General features: G+C 75.5%; 2 protein-coding genes (1 of these 2 only partly in view). Both read left to right on the top strand.

What is annotated here, in order from left to right; genetic code table 11:
• Nucleotides 1-6,717: the 3' portion of an amino acid adenylation domain-containing protein gene (locus AB0917_RS12640; RefSeq protein WP_366819504.1), read on the top strand. The gene continues 8,919 nt to the left of window position 1, outside the view; 6,717 of the gene's 15,636 nt are visible here — the last part of the coding sequence; the start codon falls outside the window, past its left edge; it ends in the stop codon at nt 6,715-6,717.
• Nucleotides 6,714-22,154 (top strand): amino acid adenylation domain-containing protein, encoded by a 15,441-nt coding sequence (locus AB0917_RS12635; RefSeq protein WP_366819503.1) that lies wholly within the window; start codon nt 6,714-6,716, stop codon nt 22,152-22,154. The genes AB0917_RS12640 and AB0917_RS12635 overlap by 4 nt, the downstream gene beginning before the upstream one ends.

Raw genomic sequence — 22,154 nt, 5'->3', positions numbered from 1 at the left:
CGGGACGCCACCCACTATCCGCTCACGCTCGCCATCACCCTGCGGGGGGATCGGCTGAGGCTCGTCCTCAAGCACCGCCCCGACCTGTACGACACGGACGCCGCCCGGCGCGTCCTGGACCTGCTGACCCGGGCCCTGGACCACCTCGCCCACCGGCCCGAGACCCTCGCCGGGCGGGTGGACCTCGCTGACGACACGGCGGCCCAGGCGAACGCGGGGACCGCCCCGGCCGCGACCACCGACGGACCGGGACGCGCCCCGGCCACCGACGAGCAGGGGTGCGCCGCCACGGTCGCCGCCCTCGCCGCCGCCGAGCCGGACGCCGTCGCCGTACGCACGCTCGGCGGTGGCGGCGGGAGCGTGAGCTACGGCGAACTCGCCACGCGGGCAGCCGGGTTCGCGCGGCGGCTGCGGGTGGCCGGCGCCGGACCCGAGAGGGTCGTCGCCGTCCTCCTGCCCCGTTCGGTGGAGCTGGTGACCACCGAACTCGCCGTCGCCTGGACGGGAGCGGCCTGCCTGCCGCTGCATCCCGACTGGCCCGCCGAGCGCATCCGTACGGTCCTCGGCGCGTCCGGCGCGGTCGCGCTGGTGTGCCTCCCCGGCGCCGATACCGCCGCGTACGCTCCGCCGCCGGTGGTGCACCCGCCCGTCGAAGAGCCCACGGCCCGGCGCGGCCCCTGGTCGCCGCCCGCCGGGCCCGCGCCGGACCGGCTGGCGTACGTGATGTACACCTCCGGCTCCACCGGGGAGCCCAAGGGCGTCGGCGTCCCCGAGCGCGCCGTGCTCGCCCTCGCCTCCGACAGCCGGTTCACCGGTGAGGCGTACCGCCGGACGCTGGTCCACTCGCCGCACTCCTTCGACGCGGCCACCCACGAGATCTGGGGGACCCTGCTGCGCGGGGGCGAACTCGTGCTCGCCCCCGACGAACCGCTGGACCCGGCCCGCTGGCACGAGCTGCTGACCCGCGACGCGGAACAGGCCGGGGGAGTGGGGGCCGCCTGGTTCACCGCCGGGCTGTTCGCCCTCCTCGCCCAGGACGCCCCGGAGACCTTCACCGCCCTGCGCGAGGTGTGGACCGGCGGCGACGTCGTGTCGCCCGCCGCCGTGAGTGCCGCCCTGCGTGCCGCGCCCGGCCTGCGCGTCGTCAACGGGTACGGGCCGACCGAGACCACCACGTTCGCCACCGCCCACGCGGTGGACCCGGGCACGCCCGGCGACGTCCCGCTCCCGATCGGACGGCCCCTGGACGGCATGACCGCCCGGGTGCTCGACTCGGCGCTGCGGCCCGTCCTGCCCGGTGTCCCGGGTGAGCTGTACGTCGGCGGGTCGGGGCTCGCCCGCGGCTACCACCGGCGCCCCCGGCTCACCGCCGAACGTTTCGTCGCCGACCCGTACGGAGCGCCGGGGGAGCGGCTGTACCGCACGGGTGACCTGGTGCGTGTCCGGCCCGACGGGGCCCTGGACTTCCTGGGCCGCGCGGACGACCAGATCAAGCTGCGCGGACACCGCGTCGAGCCCGGCGAGACCGAGGCCGCGCTGCTCGCGCAGCACGGGGTCGCGCGTGCCGCCGTCGTCCTGCGCACGGACCTGCCCGGCGGCCCCGCACTCATCGGCTACGTCGTCCCGGACGCGCCCCTGGACCTGGAGGCTCTGTGCGACCGGCTCGCCGCCCACCTCCCCGACTACCAGCTCCCCGCCGCTCTCATGGCCCTGGAGGCCCTCCCGCTCACCGAGAACGGCAAGCTCGACCGCGGCGCCCTGCCCGCACCGGCGCGGGCCGGGACGGACCGGGCCACGGGCGAGCCCCTGGACCAGCGCACCGAGCTGCTCCGCCGTCTCTTCGCGGACGCGCTCGACCTGTCCGCACTCGGCCCGCACGACGACTTCTTCGACCACGGCGGGCACTCGCTGACCGCGATGAGCCTGGTCGGGCGGGTCAGGGCCGTGCTGGGTGCGGACCTGACCGTGGCGCAGCTCTTCACCGCCCGCACCCCCGCCGCCACCGCGGCCCTGCTCCGCGACGCGCGGCGGCCCGCCCTGGTCAGAGGGGTGCCTGCCGGTGCCCCGCGCCCCGCCGAACCGCCCCTCTCCGCCGCGCAGCAGCGCCTGTGGTTCCTCCACCGGCTCGACGACGAGCCCACCGCCGCCTACAACGTGCCCATCGCCCTGCGCCTGGCCGGGACGCTGGGCCCGCGGGCCCTGGCCCAGGCCCTGTCGGACCTGGCCGCCCGCCACGAGGTGCTGCGTACGGTCTTCCCCGAACGCGAGGGCCGCGCCGTGCAGCACATCCTCGCGCCGGGCGACGCCCCCGTACCCCTGACCGTACGGACGGTGGCGGAGCCGGAGCTGGACGCGGCCCTCTCCGAGGCCGCCACCCGGCCCTTCGCGCTGGAGACGGAGACCCCGCTGCGCGCCGCCGTGCTCCGGGTGGACGCCGAGGGGCAGGAGGACCGGCACGACGTGCTGCTCCTGGTGCTGCACCACATCGCCGGGGACGAATGGTCCGTACGCCCCCTCCTGGACGACCTGGCCACCGCCCTCGCCGCCCGCACCGGACAGCGGGAGCCGGACTGGGAGCCGCTGCCCGTCCAGTACGCGGACCACACGCTCCGGCAGCGGGAGCTGCTGGGCGCGGAGGGCGACGAGGAGAGCGAGATCGCCCGCCAAGTGCGGTACTGGCGCGAACAGTTGGCCGCTCTGCCGCCCGAGGTGCCGCTCCCGCTGGACCGGCCGCGCCGGCCGGAGACCGGCTACGACGGCGGCATCGTCGAGTTCGGCCTCTCCGAGGAGGCCGCGTCAGGGCTGCGGCGGCTCGCCTCCCGTACCGGCGCGACCCCGTTCATGGTCGCCCACGCGGCGCTCGCGCTCCTCCTGCACCGGATCGGCTCCACCGACGACGTGCCCGTCGGCACCCTCGTCGCCGGCCGCGACGACGCCTCGGTCCACGACCTGGTCGGGTTCTTCGTCAACACCCTCGTCCTGCGTACGGACCTGGGCGGCGACCCGACCCCCGCCCAGCTCGTGGCCCGCGCCCGGGACACCACCCTGGCCGCGCTCGACCACGCGGACCTTCCGTTCGAGCGGCTGGTGGACCTGCTGGACGTCGAACGCTCCCTGGAACGTCACCCGTTGTTCCAGGTGATGCTCAACTACCAGACCCGGACCACCGAAGGGCCGGAGCTGTCCGGACTGAGCAGCACACCGGTGGCCGTGCACACCCGGACCGCCAAGTTCGACCTCACCCTCACCCTCGTCCAGGAACCGGGCGCCGAAGGCGCGTTGAACGGGGGCATCACCTACCGCACCGGACTCTTCGACGAGGCGACCGTCAGGCAGCTCGCCGGCTGGTACCAGCGGATCCTGACCGCCTTCGCCGAGCGGCCCGACCGCCCGGTCTCCACCTGCCGGCTGCTCGCGGACGACGAACACCACCGGCTGGTCACGGAGTGGAACCGCGCCGAGGAGCCGGTGGAACCTCTGCCGATCGCGCGGGAGTTCGCGGCGCGCGCGGCCCGCACACCCGAGGCCGCCGCGCTCATCGCCGGCCCGGACACCCTCACGTACGGCGAACTGCTGGAGCGGGCACAGGGATTGGCCGCACGCCTGCGGGGCCACGGGGTACGGCACGGCGAGCCCGTCGCCGTCCTGCTGCCCCGCTCGGCGCAGCTGGTGACAGCGGCCCACGCCGTGCTCCAGGCCGGCGGCGCCTACCTGCCCCTGGACCCGGCCCACCCCGCGCAGCGCATCGCCACCATGCTCAGCGACCAGCCACCGCTGGTGGTGATGACGGACAGCGCCCACCTGGGCCTGGTGCCGGACGGGCTCGGCTGCCCGGTGCTGCTGCTCGACGACGCAAAATCCCCCGCCCCGGCGGCCCCCGCCTTCGAGCCCGCCGACCCTCATCCGGCGCAGCCCGCCTACATCCTGCACACCTCCGGTTCCACCGGCCGCCCCAAGGCCGTCGTCGTGCCGCACGGCGCGCTGGCCAACCGGCTCGCGTGGACCCAGCGGCGCTTCCCCCTCGGCCCGGGGGACCGGATGCTCGCCAAGGCGGCCCCCGGCTTCGACGTATCGGTCTGGGAGCTGACCGGCCCGCTGCTCGCCGGCGCGGCCGTCGTCCTCGCGGGCCCCGACGCCCACCGGGACCCCGCCCACCTGGCCCGGCTCATCCGCGAACACGAGGTCCACGCGGTCCACTTCGTGCCCTCACTGCTCACCCTCTTCGCGGCGGAGCCGGAGGCCGCGCACTGCACCTCGCTGCGGTGGATCTTCAGCGGCGGCGAAGCGCTCACCGACGCCCTCGTGCAGCGCTGCGCGGAGGTCTTCGCCGCACCGGTCGTCAACCAGTACGGACCCACCGAGGCGGCCGTCGACGTCACCGCCCGGCCCGCCGTCCCCGGCGAACAGCCCTTCGTCCCGCTCGGCGCCCCGGGAGCCGGAACCCGCGCCTACGTCCTGGACGCACGGCTGCGACCCCTGCCGCCCGGTGTGGGCGGGGAACTCTACCTGGGAGGCGCCCAGTTGGCGCTGGGCTACCTCGGCAGGGGAGGGCAGAGCGCCGAACGCTTCGTCGCCGACCCGTTCGGCCCCCCGGGGTCCCGGCTCTACCGCACCGGCGACCTGGCCCGCTGGAACCGCCGCGGTGAGCTGGAGTACCTGCGCCGCGCCGACGACCAGGTCAAACTGCGCGGCGTACGGATCGAACCGGAGGAGGTCCGGGCCGCGCTGCTGAGCCACCCCGCCGTCCGGGACGCGGCCGTCCTCGTCCGCGACGACCTGCCGGGCGCCGCACGCCTGGTCGGCTACGTCACCGTCCAGGACGCACCGGGGGGCCCGGCCGATGGCGTGGCCGGCCCCGCCGCCCTGCTCGCGCACACCGCCCGGCTGCTGCCCGCCGCCCTGGTCCCCTCCGACCTGGTGGTGCTCGACCGCTTCCCCCTGACCGTGAGCGGGAAGGTGGACCGGGCCGCACTGCCCGCGCCCGCCGTCGCGGAGCCCGGCGCACACGACATGCCGCAGGACGCGACGGAGAAGGTGTTCGCCGAACTCGTCGCCGATCTCCTGAAGTTGCCCGCCGTCGGACGGCACGACAGCTTCTTCAGCCTCGGCGGCGACAGCATCACCTCCATCGTGCTCGTCAGCGCGGCCCGGCGACGCGGGCTGGTGATCACCCCGCGCGACGTGTTCGAGCAGCGCACGGTCTCCGCCCTGGCAGGGGTGGCCCGCCGTGAGGAGGCCGTGACCCTGGTCCACGACCCGGGGGCCGGGACCGTGCCGCTCACACCCGTCATGCACGCGTTGCGCCGACGCGGCGGCGACCACCGCACGTACCACCAGTCGCTCCTGGTGACCACTCCGCCCGGCCTCACCCCCGAGCGGCTGCGCCGGGCGCTCGGCCGCCTCGTCGCCCACCACCCCGTCCTCGCCGCCCGCCTGGAGACGGCGGACCCCGACGCATGGACGCTGCACGTGCCCGAGGACCCGGCCCCCGGCGACGACCTGCTCCGCCACCTCCCTGCGACCGGACAGGGCGACGGGGCGCTCGCGGCCACCGTCACCGAGGCCTCGCGCACCGCCGTCGGCGAACTCGACCCGCACAGCGGCCGGATGCTGCGCGCGGTCCACTTCGACCAGGGCGAAGGCGAGCCCGGCCGGCTGCTGCTGACCGCCCACCACCTGGTGGTCGACGCGGTGTCCTGGCGGATCCTCCTTCCCGACCTCGCCCAGCTCTGCGCCGATCCGGAGGGCCCGCTGCCTCCGGTCGAGGTCTCCTTCCGCAGCTGGTCCCGGGCGCTGACCGCCTCGGCCGCCGACCGCCGAGACGAACTCCCGTACTGGAACGAGGTGCTCGGTGAGGGGAACCACGGTCCGTACGGTCGCCTGCCCGACCCCGCCACCGACACCCCGGACACCGTCCACCGGTTCACCACCACCGTGCCCGCCGCCCTGGCCGACCCGGTCCTCACCGAGGTGACCGAGGCCTTCCACTGCGGCGAGCAGGACGTCCTGCTGACGGCCTTCGTCCTCGCCCACAGCCGCTGGCGCTCCACCGGCAGCACGCTCGTCCTGCTCGAAGGGCACGGGAGGGACGCCGCCCTCCCAGGGGTCGCCGCCCCCGCCCGTACGGTCGGCTGGTTCACCAGCCAGTACCCGTTCCGGGCCGTGCTGCGGGACGCGGGGCCCGACACCACCATCGCGGATCCGCAGGCGGCGGGCCGGCTGCTCAAGCAGGTCAAGGAGCAGCTGCGCGCGGTCCCGGACCACGGGATCGGCTTCGGCCAGCTGCACCACCTGGATGCGGTGTCCGCGGCGGAGCTCGACGCCCGCCGCCAGCCGCTGACCGGCTTCAACTACCTGGGCCGTTACGACGTCGGCGAGAGCGACGGCCCCGCCCCCGGACCCTGGACCCCGAGCCCCGAGTCGTCCGCCGTGTGGCGTCCGGCCCCCGCGCTCGGCGTCCACACCGAGGTGGATCTCGACATCACCGCTCTGCGCCGCCCCTCGGGGACCGAACTCGCGGTCAGCTGGCATCACGCGAGCTTGCTCGTGAGCGACGAGGAGATCGCGGTCCTGGACCGCTGGTGGCGTACCGCCCTGGAGACCCTGGTGGCCGCCGCCCGTACACAGGCGGCCGGGCACACCCCGTCCGACCTCGGCCTGGTGTCGCTGAGCCAGGACGAAATCGATGAGTTCGAAGACGAGTGGAGGACCACGTGACCGGCGCACCCCAGGGACTGCAGGACATACTCCCGCTGTCCCCGCTCCAGCAGGGGCTCTACTTCCTGTCGTCCTACGACGACAGCGCGCTGGACGTGTACAACGTGCAGCTCGGCCTGGACCTGACGGGACCGCTCGACACGGGCCGTCTGCGCCGCTCCGCCGAGGCCCTCCTGACCCGCCACCCCAACCTCAAGGCGGCCTTCCGCACCCGGCGCAACGGCGACCCGGTCACCGTGATCCCGCACACGGTGACCGTCCCCTGGCAGGACACCGACCTGTCCGGCCTGGAGGCCGCCGAACGCGACCGGCGCGTGCGACGGCTCACCGACGCCGACCGGCACACCCGCTTCGACCTGGCACGGCCACCCCTGATCCGCTTCACCGCGATCCGGCTGGCCCCCGAACGGCACCGGCTGCTTCTCACCCACCACCACCTGCTGCTGGACGGCTGGTCCACCGCCCGCGTCGTCCAGGAGCTCTTCGCCCTGTACGCGGCCGACGGCGCGCCCACCGCCCTGCCCGAGGTCCGCCCGTACCGCGACTACCTGTCCTGGGCCGCCGCCCAGGACACCGAGGCGGACGAGCGCGCCTGGAGCCGGGCGCTGGCCGGTCTCGACGGCCCGACCGTGATCGCCCCCGGACTCGACGGGCAGCCCCAGGCCGAACCGGCGACGCTGGCCGTGGAGCCGGCACCCGGCTCCGCCGCCGGGCTGGTCGCCGCCGCACGGGCGCTGGACGTCACCGTGCCCGTCGTCGTACAGACCCTGTGGTCCCTGGTACTGGCCGACATGACGGGACGTCAGGACATCGTGTCCGGCACCACCGTGTCCGGGCGGCCCGCCGAACTGGCCGGGGCCGAGAACATGGTGGGGCTGTTCATCAACACCCTGCCGGTCCGGGTCGCACTCCGGCACGAGGAGACCCTCGCCGCGCTCGTCCGGCGCACGGCGGACGAACAGGCCGCCCTCCTCGCGCACCACCATGTCGCGCTCGCCCGGATCCAGAGGCTCGCCGGCTTTGGCGGCCCGCTCTTCGACACCCTGTGCGTGTTCGAGAACTACCTCGTCGACACCGGGACCGCCTCCGACCAAGCGCCCCTCGAACCGCAGGAGTTCGCCGGGCTGCGCGTCGAGGCGGTCACCGGGCAGGACGCCACCCACTACCCGCTCACCCTGGTCGCCGCCCCCGGCGCCGACGGGGGGCCGGTCCTCCGGCTGCGGTACCGCGGCGACGCCCTCACCGAACAGGACGCCGCACGGGTCGCCGCCCGGCTCCGCCGCGCCGTCGAGGAGTTCACCGCCGACCCGCACCGCCCGCTGCCCCGCACCGACCTCCTCACCCCCGAGGAGCGCGACCGGGTCCTGAACACCTTCAACGCCGACACCGTCGACGTCGAACCCGCCACCCTGCCCGTGCTCTTCGAGCGGCAGGCCGCAGCGCACCCCGACGAGCCCGCCGTCGAGGAGGGCGGACGCGTCCTCACGTACGCCGAACTGAACACCCGCGCCAACCGGCTCGCCCACGCCCTCATCGCGGCGGGCACCGGCCCGGAGGACGTCGTCGGCGTCGCCCTGCGCCGGAGCGCCGAGGTGTACGTCGCTCAGCTCGCCGTCGGCAAGGCGGGCGGCGTCTTCGCCCCGCTCGACCCGGATCAGCCCGCCGAACGGCTCGCCGGGCTGATCGCCGACAGCGGGGCCGCCGTCGTCCTCACCCACTCCGGCACCGACCACACCGCCTGGTCCGGCGGCGCCACCGTCGTCACGACCGACCGGCTGCCCGAGGCGCTGCCCGGCCACAACCCCACCGACGCCGACCGCCGGGCGCCCCTGCGCCTGCACAACGGCGCCTACCTCATCCACACCTCCGGCTCCACCGGCCGGCCCAAGGGCGTCCTCGTCGAACACCGCCCGCTCGTCGACCTCATCGCCTGGGCCCACGCCTGCTTCGCCACCGGGCCCGGCGACCGCGTCACCCAGTTCGCCTCCCCCAGCTTCGACGTCACCTTCTGCGAACTCGCCAACTCCCTCTTCTCCGGTGCCACCCTGGTGATCGTTCCCGAGGAGGAGCGGGCCGGAGCGCCGCTCGCCGACTTCCTGAACCGGGCGGCCATCACCCTCGCCGTGATCCCGCCGACCGTCGTCGCCTCCCTGCCGCCGGACGCCCTGCTCCCCGAAGGCATGAGCCTGATCGTCGGCACCGAGGCGCTGCCCCCCGAGACCGTCCGCACCTGGGCCCGCCGCCACCGGCTCTTCAACGCCTACGGGCCCACCGAGGCCGTCGTGAACTCCGCCACCTGGCAGGTGCCCGCGGGCTGGAGCGGGGGACCCGTCCCGATCGGGCCCCCGGACGTCAACAAGCGCGCCTACGTGCTCGACACGGCCCTGCGCCCGGTCGCCCCGGGCGTCCTGGGCGAGCTCTACATCGCCGGACCGGGCCTCGCCCGCGGCTACCTCGGCCGCCCCCTGATCACCGCCGACCGCTTCGTCGCCGACCCGTTCGGCCCGCCCGGGACCCGCATGTACCGCACCGGGGACCTGGCCCGCTGGAACGGGAAGGGCGAGCTGGAGTACGCCGGCCGCACCGACCACCAGCTGAAGATCCGCGGCTTCCGCGTCGAGCCCGGCGAGGTCGAGGCCCGCCTCACCGCCCACCCCGCCATCGCCCAGGCCGTCGTCACCGGCCACACCGACCCCCGGGGCGTCCGCCGGCTGGTCGCCCACGCCGTACCGGCCCAGGGCGAGCCCCCACGCCCGGCGGACATCATCGCCTGGGCCGCCGAGAGCCTGCCCGACCACATGGTCCCCGCGGCCGTGGTCCTCCTCGACGCCCTCCCGCTCACCGCGGCGAACAAGACCGACCGATCGGCCCTGCCCGCACCCGACTTCACCGCGACCGGCGGCGGCACCGCCCCGCGCACCGATCGGGAGAAGGAACTCGCCGCCCTCTTCGCCGAGATCCTCCACCTCCCCGAAGCCGGCGTCGAGGACAGCTTCTTCGCACTCGGCGGCGACAGCATCTCGGCCATCCAGCTCGTCGGCGCGGCCCGCCGCCGGGGCATCCGCTTCAGCCCCCGCGACGTCTTCGAACGGCGCACGGTCGAGCAACTCGCCGCCCTCGCCCGCACGGTGGACGAGGCGGCCGCACCCGTCGAGCGCACCGCGCGCAGCGCCCCGCTCACCCCCGTCCTGCGCCGGCTCGTCGAACGCGGCGGCCCTGTCACCGGCTACCACCAGTCCACCGTGCTCCACACCCCGCCCGGCGCGAACGCCGAGAGGATCGGCGCCGGACTGCTCCGGATCCTGGACCACCACGACGTCCTGCGCGCCCGGCTCACCGACCGCACCCTGGAGATCCCCGCCCCCGGCAGCAACCCCGGGCCGGCGCCGCTGACCCGGATCGACGCCGTCGAGACGGCCGACGAGGAGCTGCTGCCCACCCTGCGCGCCGAGGCCCGCGAGGCGGCCCGGCTGCTGGACCCGTACGCGGGTGCCATGGTCCGGGCGCTCTGGCTGGACGCCGGACCCGACCGGGGCGGACTGCTCGCACTCCTCATCCACCACGCGGTCGTCGACGGCGTCTCCTGGCGCATCCTCACGCAGGACCTGGCCACCGTCCTGGAAGCCGAGCGGCACGGCCACAGCGCCGAACTCCCGCCCGTGGAAACCTCGTTCGCCGACTGGGCGCAGGGCCTGGAACAGGCGGCGCTGGACCCCGGCCGGGTCGCGGAGGCCGCACACTGGGCCGCCGTCCTCGGTGACGGCACAGCGGCCCTGCCCGCCCTCGACCCGGCCCTCGACACCCTCGCCACGGTGCGGACGGTCTCCGTCGGCCTCACGCCCGAGCACACCCTGCCTCTCCTCACCGACCTGCCCGCACGCTTCCACGCCGGCCCCGACGAGTTCCTGGTCACCGCCCTCGCCCTGGCGCTTACCGCCTGGCGGGGCGACACCGGGCCCGTCGTCGTCGACATCGAGGGCCACGGACGCGCCGACCAACTGGTCCCCGGCGCCGAACTGTCCCGTACCGTCGGCTGGTTCACCGCCGTCCACCCCGTACGCCTGGACCTCGGCGGCCCCGGCTCCCGCACCCGGGGCGAGCTGGCCGCCGCACTCAAGCGGGTCAAGGAACAGCTGCGGGCCGCCCCCGACGGCGGCCTCGGACACGGCCTGCTGCGCCACCTCAACCCCGACCTGCGCGAGACCCTCGCCGCCCTGCCCGAACCCCGGATCGCCTACAACTACCTCGGGCGCTTCGGGAGTCCACGCACCGCTGAGGCGGCCGGCGCCCCCGCCCCCTGGAGCCCGGTCACCACCGGGTCCCTGGGCGGCGGAGCGGACGACGCGCTGCCCGCCTCGCACACCCTCACCCTCAACGCCTCCGTCGTGGACGGACCCGGGGGCCCCGCCCTCCAGGCCGGCTTCAGCTTCCCCGAACGCCTCCTGGACACCGCCGAGGCCGAGCGCCTGGCCCATCTCTGGACCGAGGCCCTGCGCAGCCTGGCAGGGCTGGCGAAGGACCCGGCGGCCGGCGGGCACACCCCCGGCGACTTCCCGCTCGTCGCGGTGGACCAGCCGGAGATCGACGCCCTGGAGGCCCGCACGCCCCTGGCCGACCTGCTGCCGCTCTCCCCGCTCCAGTCGGGGCTGTACTTCCTCACCGGCTTCGGCGCGGAGGGCGAGGGACCCGACGTCTACACCACCCAGACCGCCCTGGACATCGAGGGCACCCTCGACACCGAGCGGCTGCGCCGCGCCGGACGCGCCCTCCTGGACCGCCACCCCAACCTCCGGGCCGGATTCCACGGCCGCCGGGGAGCCGACCCGCTCCAGGTCGTCCCCGCCGACGCGGAGATCCCCCTGTACGCCTACGACCTCACCTCCCGCGGCCTCACCGAGGGCCAGCGGCAGGGCCGGGCGCAGAACATCCTGGCGGCCGACCGGCGGCAGGGGTTCGACCTGACCGCGCCCCCGCTCCTGCGGTTCACGCTCGTCCGGCTCGGCGAGCGCCGCCAGGTGCTCGCCCTCACCTCCCACCACATCCTGCTCGACGGCTGGTCGGGGCCGCTGCTCGTGCGGGACCTGCTGGCCCTCTACCGGGGCGCCCCCGGACCGGCCCCCCGCCCCTACCGCGACTACCTCCTCTGGCTGAACGACCGCGACCGCGCCACGACCCACAGCCTGTGGCGGGAGGCGCTCGCCGGGATCGACGGCCCCACCCGGCTCGTCCCGGACGCCGCGGCGATGCCCGCGGGTGTGCCCGAACGCGTCGAGATCCCGCTCCCCGACGACCTGGTGGCCCGCATCCACACCTTCGCCCGGGAGCGGGACGTCACGGTCAGCACCGTGCTCCAGGGCGCCTGGGGGCTGCTGCTGGGCCGGCTCACCGGCCGCACCGACGTGACGTTCGGCGTCACCGTCTCCGGACGCCCCGCCGACCTCGACGGCTCGCACGACATGATCGGCCTGTTCATCAACACCGTGCCCACCCGGGTCACCCTGCGCCACGACCAGACCCTCGCCGGCCTCGTACGGCACCTGGGGGAGCGGCAGGCGGCGCTCATGGACCACCAGTACGAGCCGCTCGCCGAGCTGCAACGCCTCGCCGGACACCGCGAACTCTTCGACACCCTCGTCCTGTTCGAGAACTTCCCGGTCGACGCGGAGCAGCTGCGCCGCACCGAGGAGCGCGCCGGACTGCTGGTGACCGGGGCGCGCGGCCACGACGCCACCCACTACCCGCTGGTGCTGGTCGCCCTGCCCGGCCGCGACCGCCTCGCGCTCGCCCTCGACCACCGCCCCGAACTGCTCGGCGCCGACCGGGTCACCGACATCGGGGCGCAGTTGCTCTCCGTCCTGGAGCAGCTCGTCGACCGGCCCGACTCCACCACCGCCACCGTCCGGACCGGCGCGGTGGACCAGACCCGGCTCGACGGCCCGGTCCGGCCCGTCACCCCGCTCGGCCTCGCCGGACGCTTCCTGCGCCAGGCCGCCGCGACCCCCGACGCGACCGCGCTGATCGCGGGCGACGAGGAGTGGAGCTACGCCGCCCTCGCCGACCGGGTCACGGCCGTCGCGGCGCGGCTGCGCGACCTGGGGGCCCGGCCTGAGAAGCTGATCGCGGTGGCCCTGCCCCGCGGCGCCGACCTGGTCGCCGCCCTCCTCGCCGTCTCCGCCACCGGAGCCGCCTACGTCCCCGTCGACCCGGACTTCCCGGCCGACCGCGTCGCCTACCTGCTGGCCGACTCCGACCCGCTGCTCACCGTCCGCCCCGGCTCCCCGGTCCTCGCCCCGGGTCCGTACGAAGGCCCAGGCGGCCGGGCACCGGACCTGCCCGGTCTCGCACCCGAGCCCGAGGCGACCGCGTACGTCATCCACACCTCCGGCTCCACCGGCAACCCCAAGGGCGTCGTGGTCACCCACCGCGCCCTGGCCAACCTGCTCGACGCGATCGGCCAGACCCTCGAATCCGGCCCCGGCCACCGGCTCCTGGCCGTGACCACCGTCAGCTTCGACATCGCCGCACTGGAACTGTTCGTCCCGCTCGTCACCGGGGCGGCCGTCGTCCTCGCCCGGCGCGAAGAGGTCCTCGACCCGCTGCTCCTGTCCCATCTGGCCCGACGCACCGGCGCCACCCACCTACAGGCCACCCCGTCCCTGTGGCGCGGCCTCACCGACGCCGCCCCCGGACTGCTGGAGGGCCTGTGCGTCATGAGCGGCGGCGAACCGCTCCCCGCCGACCTCGCCGACCGCCTCGCCACCGGCGCGGAGCGGCTGCTGAACCTGTACGGGCCGACCGAGACCACCGTCTGGTCCACCCTCGCCGACCTCGCCCCCGACGGCGCGGCACCGCACGTCGGAGGCGCCCTGCACAACACCACCCTGCGCGTCCTGGACACCTGGCTGCGGCCCGTGCCGCCCGGCGTGCCCGGCGAGCTGTACATCGGCGGCGCCGGACTGGCCCGCGGCTACCTCGGCCGGAGCGCCCTGACCGCCTCACGGTTCACCGCCGACCCGTACGGGGGGCCCGGCAGCCGGATGTACCGCACCGGCGACCTGGCCCGTGTCCAGGACGACGGCACCCTGCGGGTGCTGGGCCGCACCGACCACCAGCTCAAGGTGCGCGGCCACCGCGTGGAGCCCGGCGAGATCGAGGCCGTCCTGCGCACCCACCCCGACGTCACCGACACCGTCGTCGTCGGCCTGCCCGATCCCAGCGGCTCCGTACGCCTGGTCGCCTACGTCACCGGCACCGCCACCGGGCTCCGCCCCTACCTGGCCGAACGGCTGCCCGAACACCTGGTCCCCTCGGTGATCGCGCAACTGCCCGCCCTGCCCCTGACCCCCAACGGCAAGGTCGACCGGGCCGCCCTGCCCGCGCCCCAGGCCTCGGGCGGGGAGCGGGCACGCGCGCCCCGGGACGCCCGCGAGGCCGTCCTCGGGGAGCTGTTCGCCGACGTCCTCGGCCTCGCCCATGCCGGGCCCGACGACGACTTCTTCCACCTCGGCGGCCACTCGCTGCTCGCCATGCAGCTCGCCAACCGGCTCCGCTCCACCCTCGGCGTCGAGGTGGCCCTGCGCGACATCTTCGAGCACCCCACCCCGGCCGCGCTGGCCCGGACCGTGCTCCCGCGCCCGGTCGCCCGCACCGCCCCCGTACGCCGTGAACGCAGCCCTGGAGAGGCGATCCCCCTGTCGTTCGCACAGAGTCGGCTGTGGTTCCTGCACCGGCTCGACGGGCCCAGCGCCACGTACAACCTGTTCATCGTGGTCCGCCTGGGGGGCGAACTGGACCGGGAGGCCCTGCGGCTGGCCGTCGGTGACGTCGTCGTACGCCACGAGAGCCTGCGGACGCTCTACCCGGACGCCGACGGGCTGCCGCACCAGCACATCCTCGACGAGGAGAGCGCCCGCGCCGCCTGCGATCTCGCGGAAGTCGCCGAGGTCGCCGAGGCCGACCTGGAGGAGGCGCTGCGGGCCCGGGTCACCCAGCCCATCGACATCATCGAGGAGATCCCCCTCCGGGCCCGGCTGCTGCGCACGGAGACCGACCACGTCCTCGCCCTGACGCTCCATCACATCGCCGGTGACGAATGGTCGATGCGCCCCCTGGTCGACGACCTGCGTACCGCCTACACCGCGCGCGTCACCGGCACCGGGCCCGACTGGGAGCCGCTGCCCGTCGACTACGCCGACTACGCGCTCTGGCAGCGCGACGTCCTCGGAGAGGAGAGCGACCCCGACAGCCAGGTGGCCCGCCAGGCCGCCTTCTGGAAGGAGACGCTCGCCGGTTCCCCCGACGAACTCGCCCTGCCCTACGACCGGCCGCGCCCCGCCGAGGAGACCCACGAGGGGGCCACGGTCACCTTCGCCGTCGACCCGGCCGTCCACGCCGAACTGCGGAGCCTGGCCGCCCGCAACGGCACCAGCGTCTTCATGGCGGTGCAGGCGGCCCTCGCGGTCCTCCTCTCCGCCCACGGCGCCGGCACCGACATCCCCCTCGGCACCCCGGTCGCCGGCCGCACCGACGAGAAGTTCGACGACCTCATCGGCTTCTTCGTCAACACCCTGGTCCTGCGCACCGACCTGAGCGGCCGCCCCACCTTCCACGAGCTGCTGGCCCGGGTCCGCGACACCGACCTGGCCGCCTTCGACCACGCCGACCTGCCCTTCGAGCAGCTCGTCGACATCGTCGCCCCCGAGCGCACCCTCGCCCGCAACCCGCTCTTCCAGGTCCTGCTGGTCTTCCAGAACGTCTCCGACGACACCTTCACGCTGCCCGGACTCGAGGTCACCCCGGTCGGCGCGGACCCCCGGGTCGCCAAGCTCGACCTCCAGTTCACCCTGGCGGAGCGGCCCGAGGGGGCCGGGATCAACGGCATGCTGACCTACCAGACCAGCCTGTTCGACCACGCCACCGCCCAGGCGCTGGCCGACCGCTACGTCACCCTCCTCACCGCCCTGGTCGCCCGCCCCGAACTCCCCGTCCACCGCGCCACCGTGCTCGGCGGCCGGGAGCGGACCCGGGTGCTCGCGGCGGGCACCGGAGAGACCCGTCCGATGCCGGACGCCACCGTGCCGGAACTCCTCGCCGAGCGGTACGGCCGGGAGGCGGCCGCACCCGCGCTGATCGAGGGCGAGGCCACCCTCTCGTACGAGGAGTTCGACCGGCGCGTGGGTCAACTGGCCTCGGTGCTACGGGACATGGGCGTCGGTCCCGAGGTGTGCGTCGCCGTGGCGCTGCCGCGGAGCACCGACCTGGTCGTCGCCCTGCACGCCGTGCAGCGCGCCGGCGGGGCCTACCTGCCGGTGGACCCCGACCACCCGGCCGAACGCGTCACCCACATGCTCACCGACGCGGCCCCGCGCCTCCTGCTCACCCTGACCGGGCTGCGGGACCGGCTGCCCGTCCCCGACGGCGTGAGCGTTCTGGCGCTGGACGCCCCCGACGTACGAGCCGGACAGGAAGCCGCCGCACCGGTCGGCGTCCATCCGGGGCTGCGCGCCGACCACGCCGCCTACGTCCTGTACACCTCCGGCTCCACCGGCCGCCCCAAGGCCGTCGTCGTCACCCACCGGGCCCTGGTCAACCGGCTCAGCTGGATGGCCGGCCACTTCCCCTTCGGGCCTGAGGACCGCGTCCTGCAGAAGACCCCGGCCGGATTCGACGTCTCCGTATGGGAGTTCTTCCTGCCGATGCTCACCGGGTCGGCCCTCGTGGTCCTACCCGACGGGCTCCACCGCGACCCGGCCGAGGTCGCGGAGGCGGTCATCCGCCACGGCGTCACCACCGTCCACTTCGTCCCCTCGATGCTGGCCGCCTTCGCCGCCGAACCCCGAGCCGCGCACTGCACCGGACTGCGCCGGATCATCGCCAGCGGCGAGGCGCTGCCCGCCGCCCTGGCCGAGAGCGTGCGCCGCGCACTGCCCGCCGCGAGCCTGCACAACCTGTACGGACCCACCGAGGCGGCCATCGACGTCACCGCCTGGCAGGCCACCACCCGGGAACCGGGCGGCAGCGTGCCCATCGGCCGTCCCGTCCACAACACCGGCACCTACGTCCTCGACGCCTGGCTGCGCCCCGCCCCGGACGGCGTCACCGGCGAGCTGTACCTGAGCGGCCCGCAACTCGCCCGCGGCTACCACGGCCGGCCCGCCCTCACCGCCGACCGCTTCGTCGCCCACCCCTTCGGCGCACCCGGCGAACGCCTCTACCGCACCGGCGACCTCGTACGGCGGCGGGGCGACGGCGCCCTGGTCCACGTCGGGCGCACCGACGGGCAGATCAAGCTGCGCGGACTGCGCGTCGAACTCGGCGAGATCGAGGCCGTCATCGCCGAGGACCCCCAGGTCGCCGCCTCGGCCGTCCTGCTGCGCGAGGACACCCCCGGCAGGCCCGTCCTCACCGGCTACCTCGTCCCCGCGCCCGGCGCCTCGCCCGACACCGGAGAGATCACCGAACGCATCGCCCGGCGGCTGCCCGACCACATGGTGCCCACCGCCCTGATCACCCTGGACGCCCTGCCGCTCACCGCCAGCGGCAAGCTGGACCGCGCCACCCTCCCCGCCCCCGACCTGGCCGCCACGGCCACCGCCATCGCCCCGCGCGGCATCCGGGAGGCGGTGCTCACGGCGCTCTTCGCCGAACTCCTCGGCATCCCGGCCGCCGGGGCCGAGGACAGCTTCTTCGCCCTCGGCGGCGACAGCATCCTCTCCATCCAGCTGGTCGCCCGCGCCCGCAAGGCCGGAATGACCCTCACCCCCCGGGACGTCTTCGAGCACAAGACCCCCGCCGCGCTCGCCCGCGCCGCCGCTGCCACCGGACCCGCCGTCGTACCACCGCTGGCCCCCACCGGACGGACCCCGCTCACGCCGTACCTGCGGTGGGCGCTCGGGCACGGGCCGGCCGAGGGGCTGTACGAGTACGTCCGCCTCGTCACCCCGCCCGAGGCGACCCGAGCCACCCTGACGGCCGCGCTCACCCGGCTGATGGGCCGTCACCCGGTGCTGCGCGCGACCCTGGTGGGGGAGCCGGGGCGCCAGGCCCTGCACATTCCGGAGCCCGGGGACCGGCCCGGGGGCGAGGGCCCTGTGCTGCTGCACGCGGACCACGCGAGTGGGCCGACCGACGCCCTCGTCGCCGAGGCCGTCGGCCAACTGGACCCGGCCGCGGGCGAGCTGGTCCGGGCCGTCTGGAGCGACCGGGGTCCCCGTCGCGGCGGCCGGCTCCTCCTGGTCATCCACCGGCTCGCGGTCGACAGCCGGTCCTGGCCCCTCATCACCGCCGACCTGGCCGCCGCCCACGACGACGTCCTCGCCGGAGACCCGCCCGCCCCGCCCGGCGACGGCACCTCCTTCCGGCAGTGGGCGCTGGGCCTCGCCGACGCCGCGACGGCTCCCGCCCGCCGCGCGGAGGCCCCCCTCTGGCGCGCCCGCGAGGAGCGGGACGCCCCCGCCCTCGGGGCCCGCCCCCTCGACCCGGCCCTGGACACCCAGGAAGGCGTCGCCCACCTGGAACACACCCTGGACGCGGACCTCACCCGGACCCTGACCACCCGCGTCCCCGCCGCCGTGCACGGCACCGCCCACGACGTCCTCGTGGCCGCGACCGCGCTGGCGGTCGCCCGCTGGCGCCAGGAGCGCGGCGAGCGCGTGGGCGACGACGTGATCGCCGTCGAGGGCCACGGCCGCGAGGAGAACGTGGTACCCGGCGCCGAACTCTCCGCCACCGTCGGCCGGTTCACCACCTGGCACCCCGTCGCCCTCACGCTTCCCGTACCGCCCGGGGCGCAGGGGGCCGACGCCCGGCGGGCCCTGATGGCCCTCAAGGAGCACCTGCGGGAGACCCCCGACGGAGGTATCGGCCACGGACTGCTGCACCACCTGGACGACCCGGCCGGGCCCTCCCGTACCCCGGAAGTCCTGTTCGCCCACCGCGACCACGACTCCGCAGCGGCGGCCTGGCCGCCCGCCCCCGAAGCTCTGCCACCGCTGGGCCCCGCCCCCGTGCTCTTCCCGCTGGAGATCGTCGCCTCGACGGCCGAGGGCCCGGACGGGCCCCGGCTGACGACCCGCTGGAGCTACGCCACCGGCGTCCTGGACGGTGCGGACGCCGAACGGCTGCTCACCCTGTGGTGCGAGGCGCTGGAAACCCTCGCGGACGTACCGGCGGACCCGGTCCACACACCGTCCGACTTCCCCCTGGTCCCGCTGGACCAGGCGCGGACGGACGACCTCCAGGCGCGGTTCCCCGCGCTGCGGGACATCTGGCCGCTGACCCCGCTCCAGGAGGGGTTCTACGCCCTCACCCAGCTGGCGGGCGACGACATCGACGTCTACACCGTCCAGCTCACCCTGCGGCTCAGCGGCGACCTCGACCCGGCCGCCCTGCACCGGGCCGCCGCCGCGCTGCTGGAGCGCAACCCCGCTCTGCGCACCGCCTTCGTCGCGGCCGGCAGCCGCCCCGTACAGGTCGTCCTGGACGGTGTGGAGCCCGACTGGGCCCAGACCGACCTCCGCCCCACGCCTCCCGGGCTGCGCGAGGAAGCCCTGCGCGCACTCGCCGCCGAGGAGCGCCTGCGCCCCTTCGACCTCACCGCGCCCCCGCTCCTGCGGCTGCGGCTGGTACGGCTGGGGGAGCGGGAGCACGCCCTGATGGTCACCAACCACCACGCGATCCTCGACGGCTGGTCGGTGCCCGTCCTGCTCCAGGAGCTCCTCGCGCTGTACGCGTCGTCGACCGGGGCCGCCGAACCCCCCGCCCCCCGGCGCCCGTTCAAGGACTTCCTGGTCTGGCACGCCGCCCAGGACGTGCGGGCCGCCGAGGACGCCTGGCGCGAGGCCCTGCACGGTGTCACGGAGCCGACCCTGCTGGCCCCCGCCGACCCCGACCGCAGGCCCGTCCTCTCCGGCCGGATCCCCCACCGGCTGGCCGCGGACCTGCGCGAGCGCCTCCAGGCGTTGGCGCGGGGCGCCGACGTCACCATCAACACGGTGGTGCAGTTCGCCTGGGCCCTGCTGCTGGCCCGGCACACCGGCCGTGAGGACGTCGTCTTCGGCGCGACCGTCTCCGGCCGCCCGCCGGAGATCGACGGCGTGGAGAGCATGACGGGCCTGTTCATCAACACCCTGCCCGTCCGCGTCGACCTGCGCGCCGGCGGCACCGTACGGCAGGCCCTGGTCCGGCTCCAGCGCGAGCAGGCGCGGCTCTCCGCCCATCAGCATCTCGGTCTCGCCGACGTCCAGCGGATCGCCGGGGCCGGGGAACTCTTCGACACCCTGATGGTGTTCGAGAACTACTTCATCGACGGCGAAGGGCTGCGCCGCGCCGAGCGCTCCGGCGAACTCGCCGTCACCGGAAGCGACCAGACCGACGCCACCCACTACCCGCTGACCCTGGTCGTCGTGCCCGGCGGCCACCTCATCCTGGAGTACCGGCCCGACCTCTTCGACCCCGAGCAGGCGGCCGCACTCGTGCGGCGGCTCACCCACCTCCTGACCGAGCTGGGCAGCCGGCCGGACACCCCCGTCCACCACCTCCAGGCCCTCGCGCCCGACGAGCGCCACCGCGTCCTGGCCGACTGGAACCCCGCCCCCCGGCCCCACCCGGCACAGACCCTGCCCGAACTCTTCGCCGAGGCGGCCGCCCGGGGCCCCGAAGCCCCGGCCGTGGTCTGCGGCGAGCGGACCCTGAGTTTCCGAGAGGTCGCCGCCCGCGCCGCCCGCCTCGCCCACGAACTGATCGCCCGGGGCGTGGGGCCCGAGGACGTCGTGGCGCTCATGCTGCCGCGTACCGAGGAGATGCTCATCAGCATCCTCGCCGTCCACCAGTCCGGAGCCGCCTACCTGCCGCTCGACCCCGACTACCCGGCCGACCGGCTCGCGTACATGATGGAGGACGCCGCGCCCGCCCTCCTGCTCACCACCACCGCCCTCGCCGGCCGGACCGGCCACCCGGCCACCGTGCTGCTCGACGACCCCCAGGCAGGGGCCGCACTCGCCGCCCGCCCCGCACAACCGCCCACCGACGCCGACCGGTTGCGCCCCCTTCGGCCGCAGAACCCGGCGTACCTCATCTACACCTCCGGCTCCACGGGCACCCCCAAGGGCGTCGTCATCACCCACCAGGGCGTGGTCAACCTCTTCCACAGCCACCGCCGCGCGCTGTACGAGCCGGTCGTCGCCCGGACCGGACGGTCACGGCTGCACGTGGGGCACGCCTGGTCGTTCTCCTTCGACGCCTCCTGGCAGCCCCAGCTGTGGATGTTCCACGGCCACTGCGTCCACGTCCTGGCCGAGGACATCCAGCGCGACCCGGAGCGGCTGCACCGCTATCTGCGGGACCACGCCGTCGACTTCATCGAGGTCGCCCCGTCCGTGCTCGCCCAGTTGGAGCAGGCCGGGCTGACCGAGGGCGGCAGCTGCCCGCTGCCGCTGCTCGGCGTGGGCGGTGAGGCCGTCCCCGACAGCCAGTGGGCCCGGCTGCGGCAGCTCTCGGGCACCGACGTGGTCAACCTGTACGGGCCCACGGAGGCCACGGTCGACGCACTGGTCGCCCATGTCCGCGACAGCGAGAGGCAGTTGATCGGCCGGCCCGTGGACAACGCCCGCGTCCACCTCCTGGACGCCAGGCTGCGGCCCGTACCGCCCGGGGTGGCGGGGGAGATGTACCTCGCGGGGGCCGGGCTGGCCCGTGGCTACCGGGGCCGGGCCGCGCTCACCGCCGAACGGTTCGTCGCCGACCCGTTCGCCGCCGACGGCAGCCGGCTCTACCGGACCGGGGACCTGGCGCGCTGGACCCGGGAGGGGGCCGTGGAGTTCCTCGGCCGGGTCGACGACCAGGTGAAGATCCGGGGCTTCCGGATCGAGCCGGGGGAGATCGAGACGGTCGCCGCCGGCCACCGGGGCCTCGGCCGCGTCGTCGTCACCGCCCGGGAGGACGGCGGGGTGCGACGCCTGGTCGCCTACGCCGTGCCCCGGCCGGGGAGCGCCCCCGACCCGGTCGAGGTACGGACCTGGCTCGCCGAGCGGCTGCCCGGACACCTCGTGCCGGCGGCGGTCGTGCTGCTGGAGGCCCTGCCCACGACCGCCAACGCGAAGCTGGACCGGGAGAGGCTGCCCGCCCCCGACTTCGGCGTCGCCGCGCGCGGCCGGGAGCCGGTGGGGGAGGTGGAGAGCGCCGTGTGCGCCGCCATGGCCCGGGTGCTCTCCCTGGCCCGGATCGGCGCGGACGACGACTTCTTCGCCCTCGGCGGCGACAGCATCGTCACCGTGCGGCTGGCGGGGGCCCTGCGCGCCGACGGCTGGGAGGTCTCCCCGAAGGACGTCTTCCAGCGCCGCACGGCCGCCGCCCTGGCCACACGGCTGCGCCGCCGCGAGAAGGGCGGTTCCCGGCGGCCGGACCGCGGGACGGCGGCCGGTGAAGGCGCCGGTGTCTGA

The sequence above is a fragment of the Streptomyces sp. NPDC007346 genome, assembly GCF_040703535.1.
Taxonomy (GTDB): domain Bacteria; phylum Actinomycetota; class Actinomycetes; order Streptomycetales; family Streptomycetaceae; genus Streptomyces.
The sequence above is the reverse complement of the archived record's forward strand: the minus strand, read 5'-3'. Positions and strand labels throughout refer to the sequence as shown.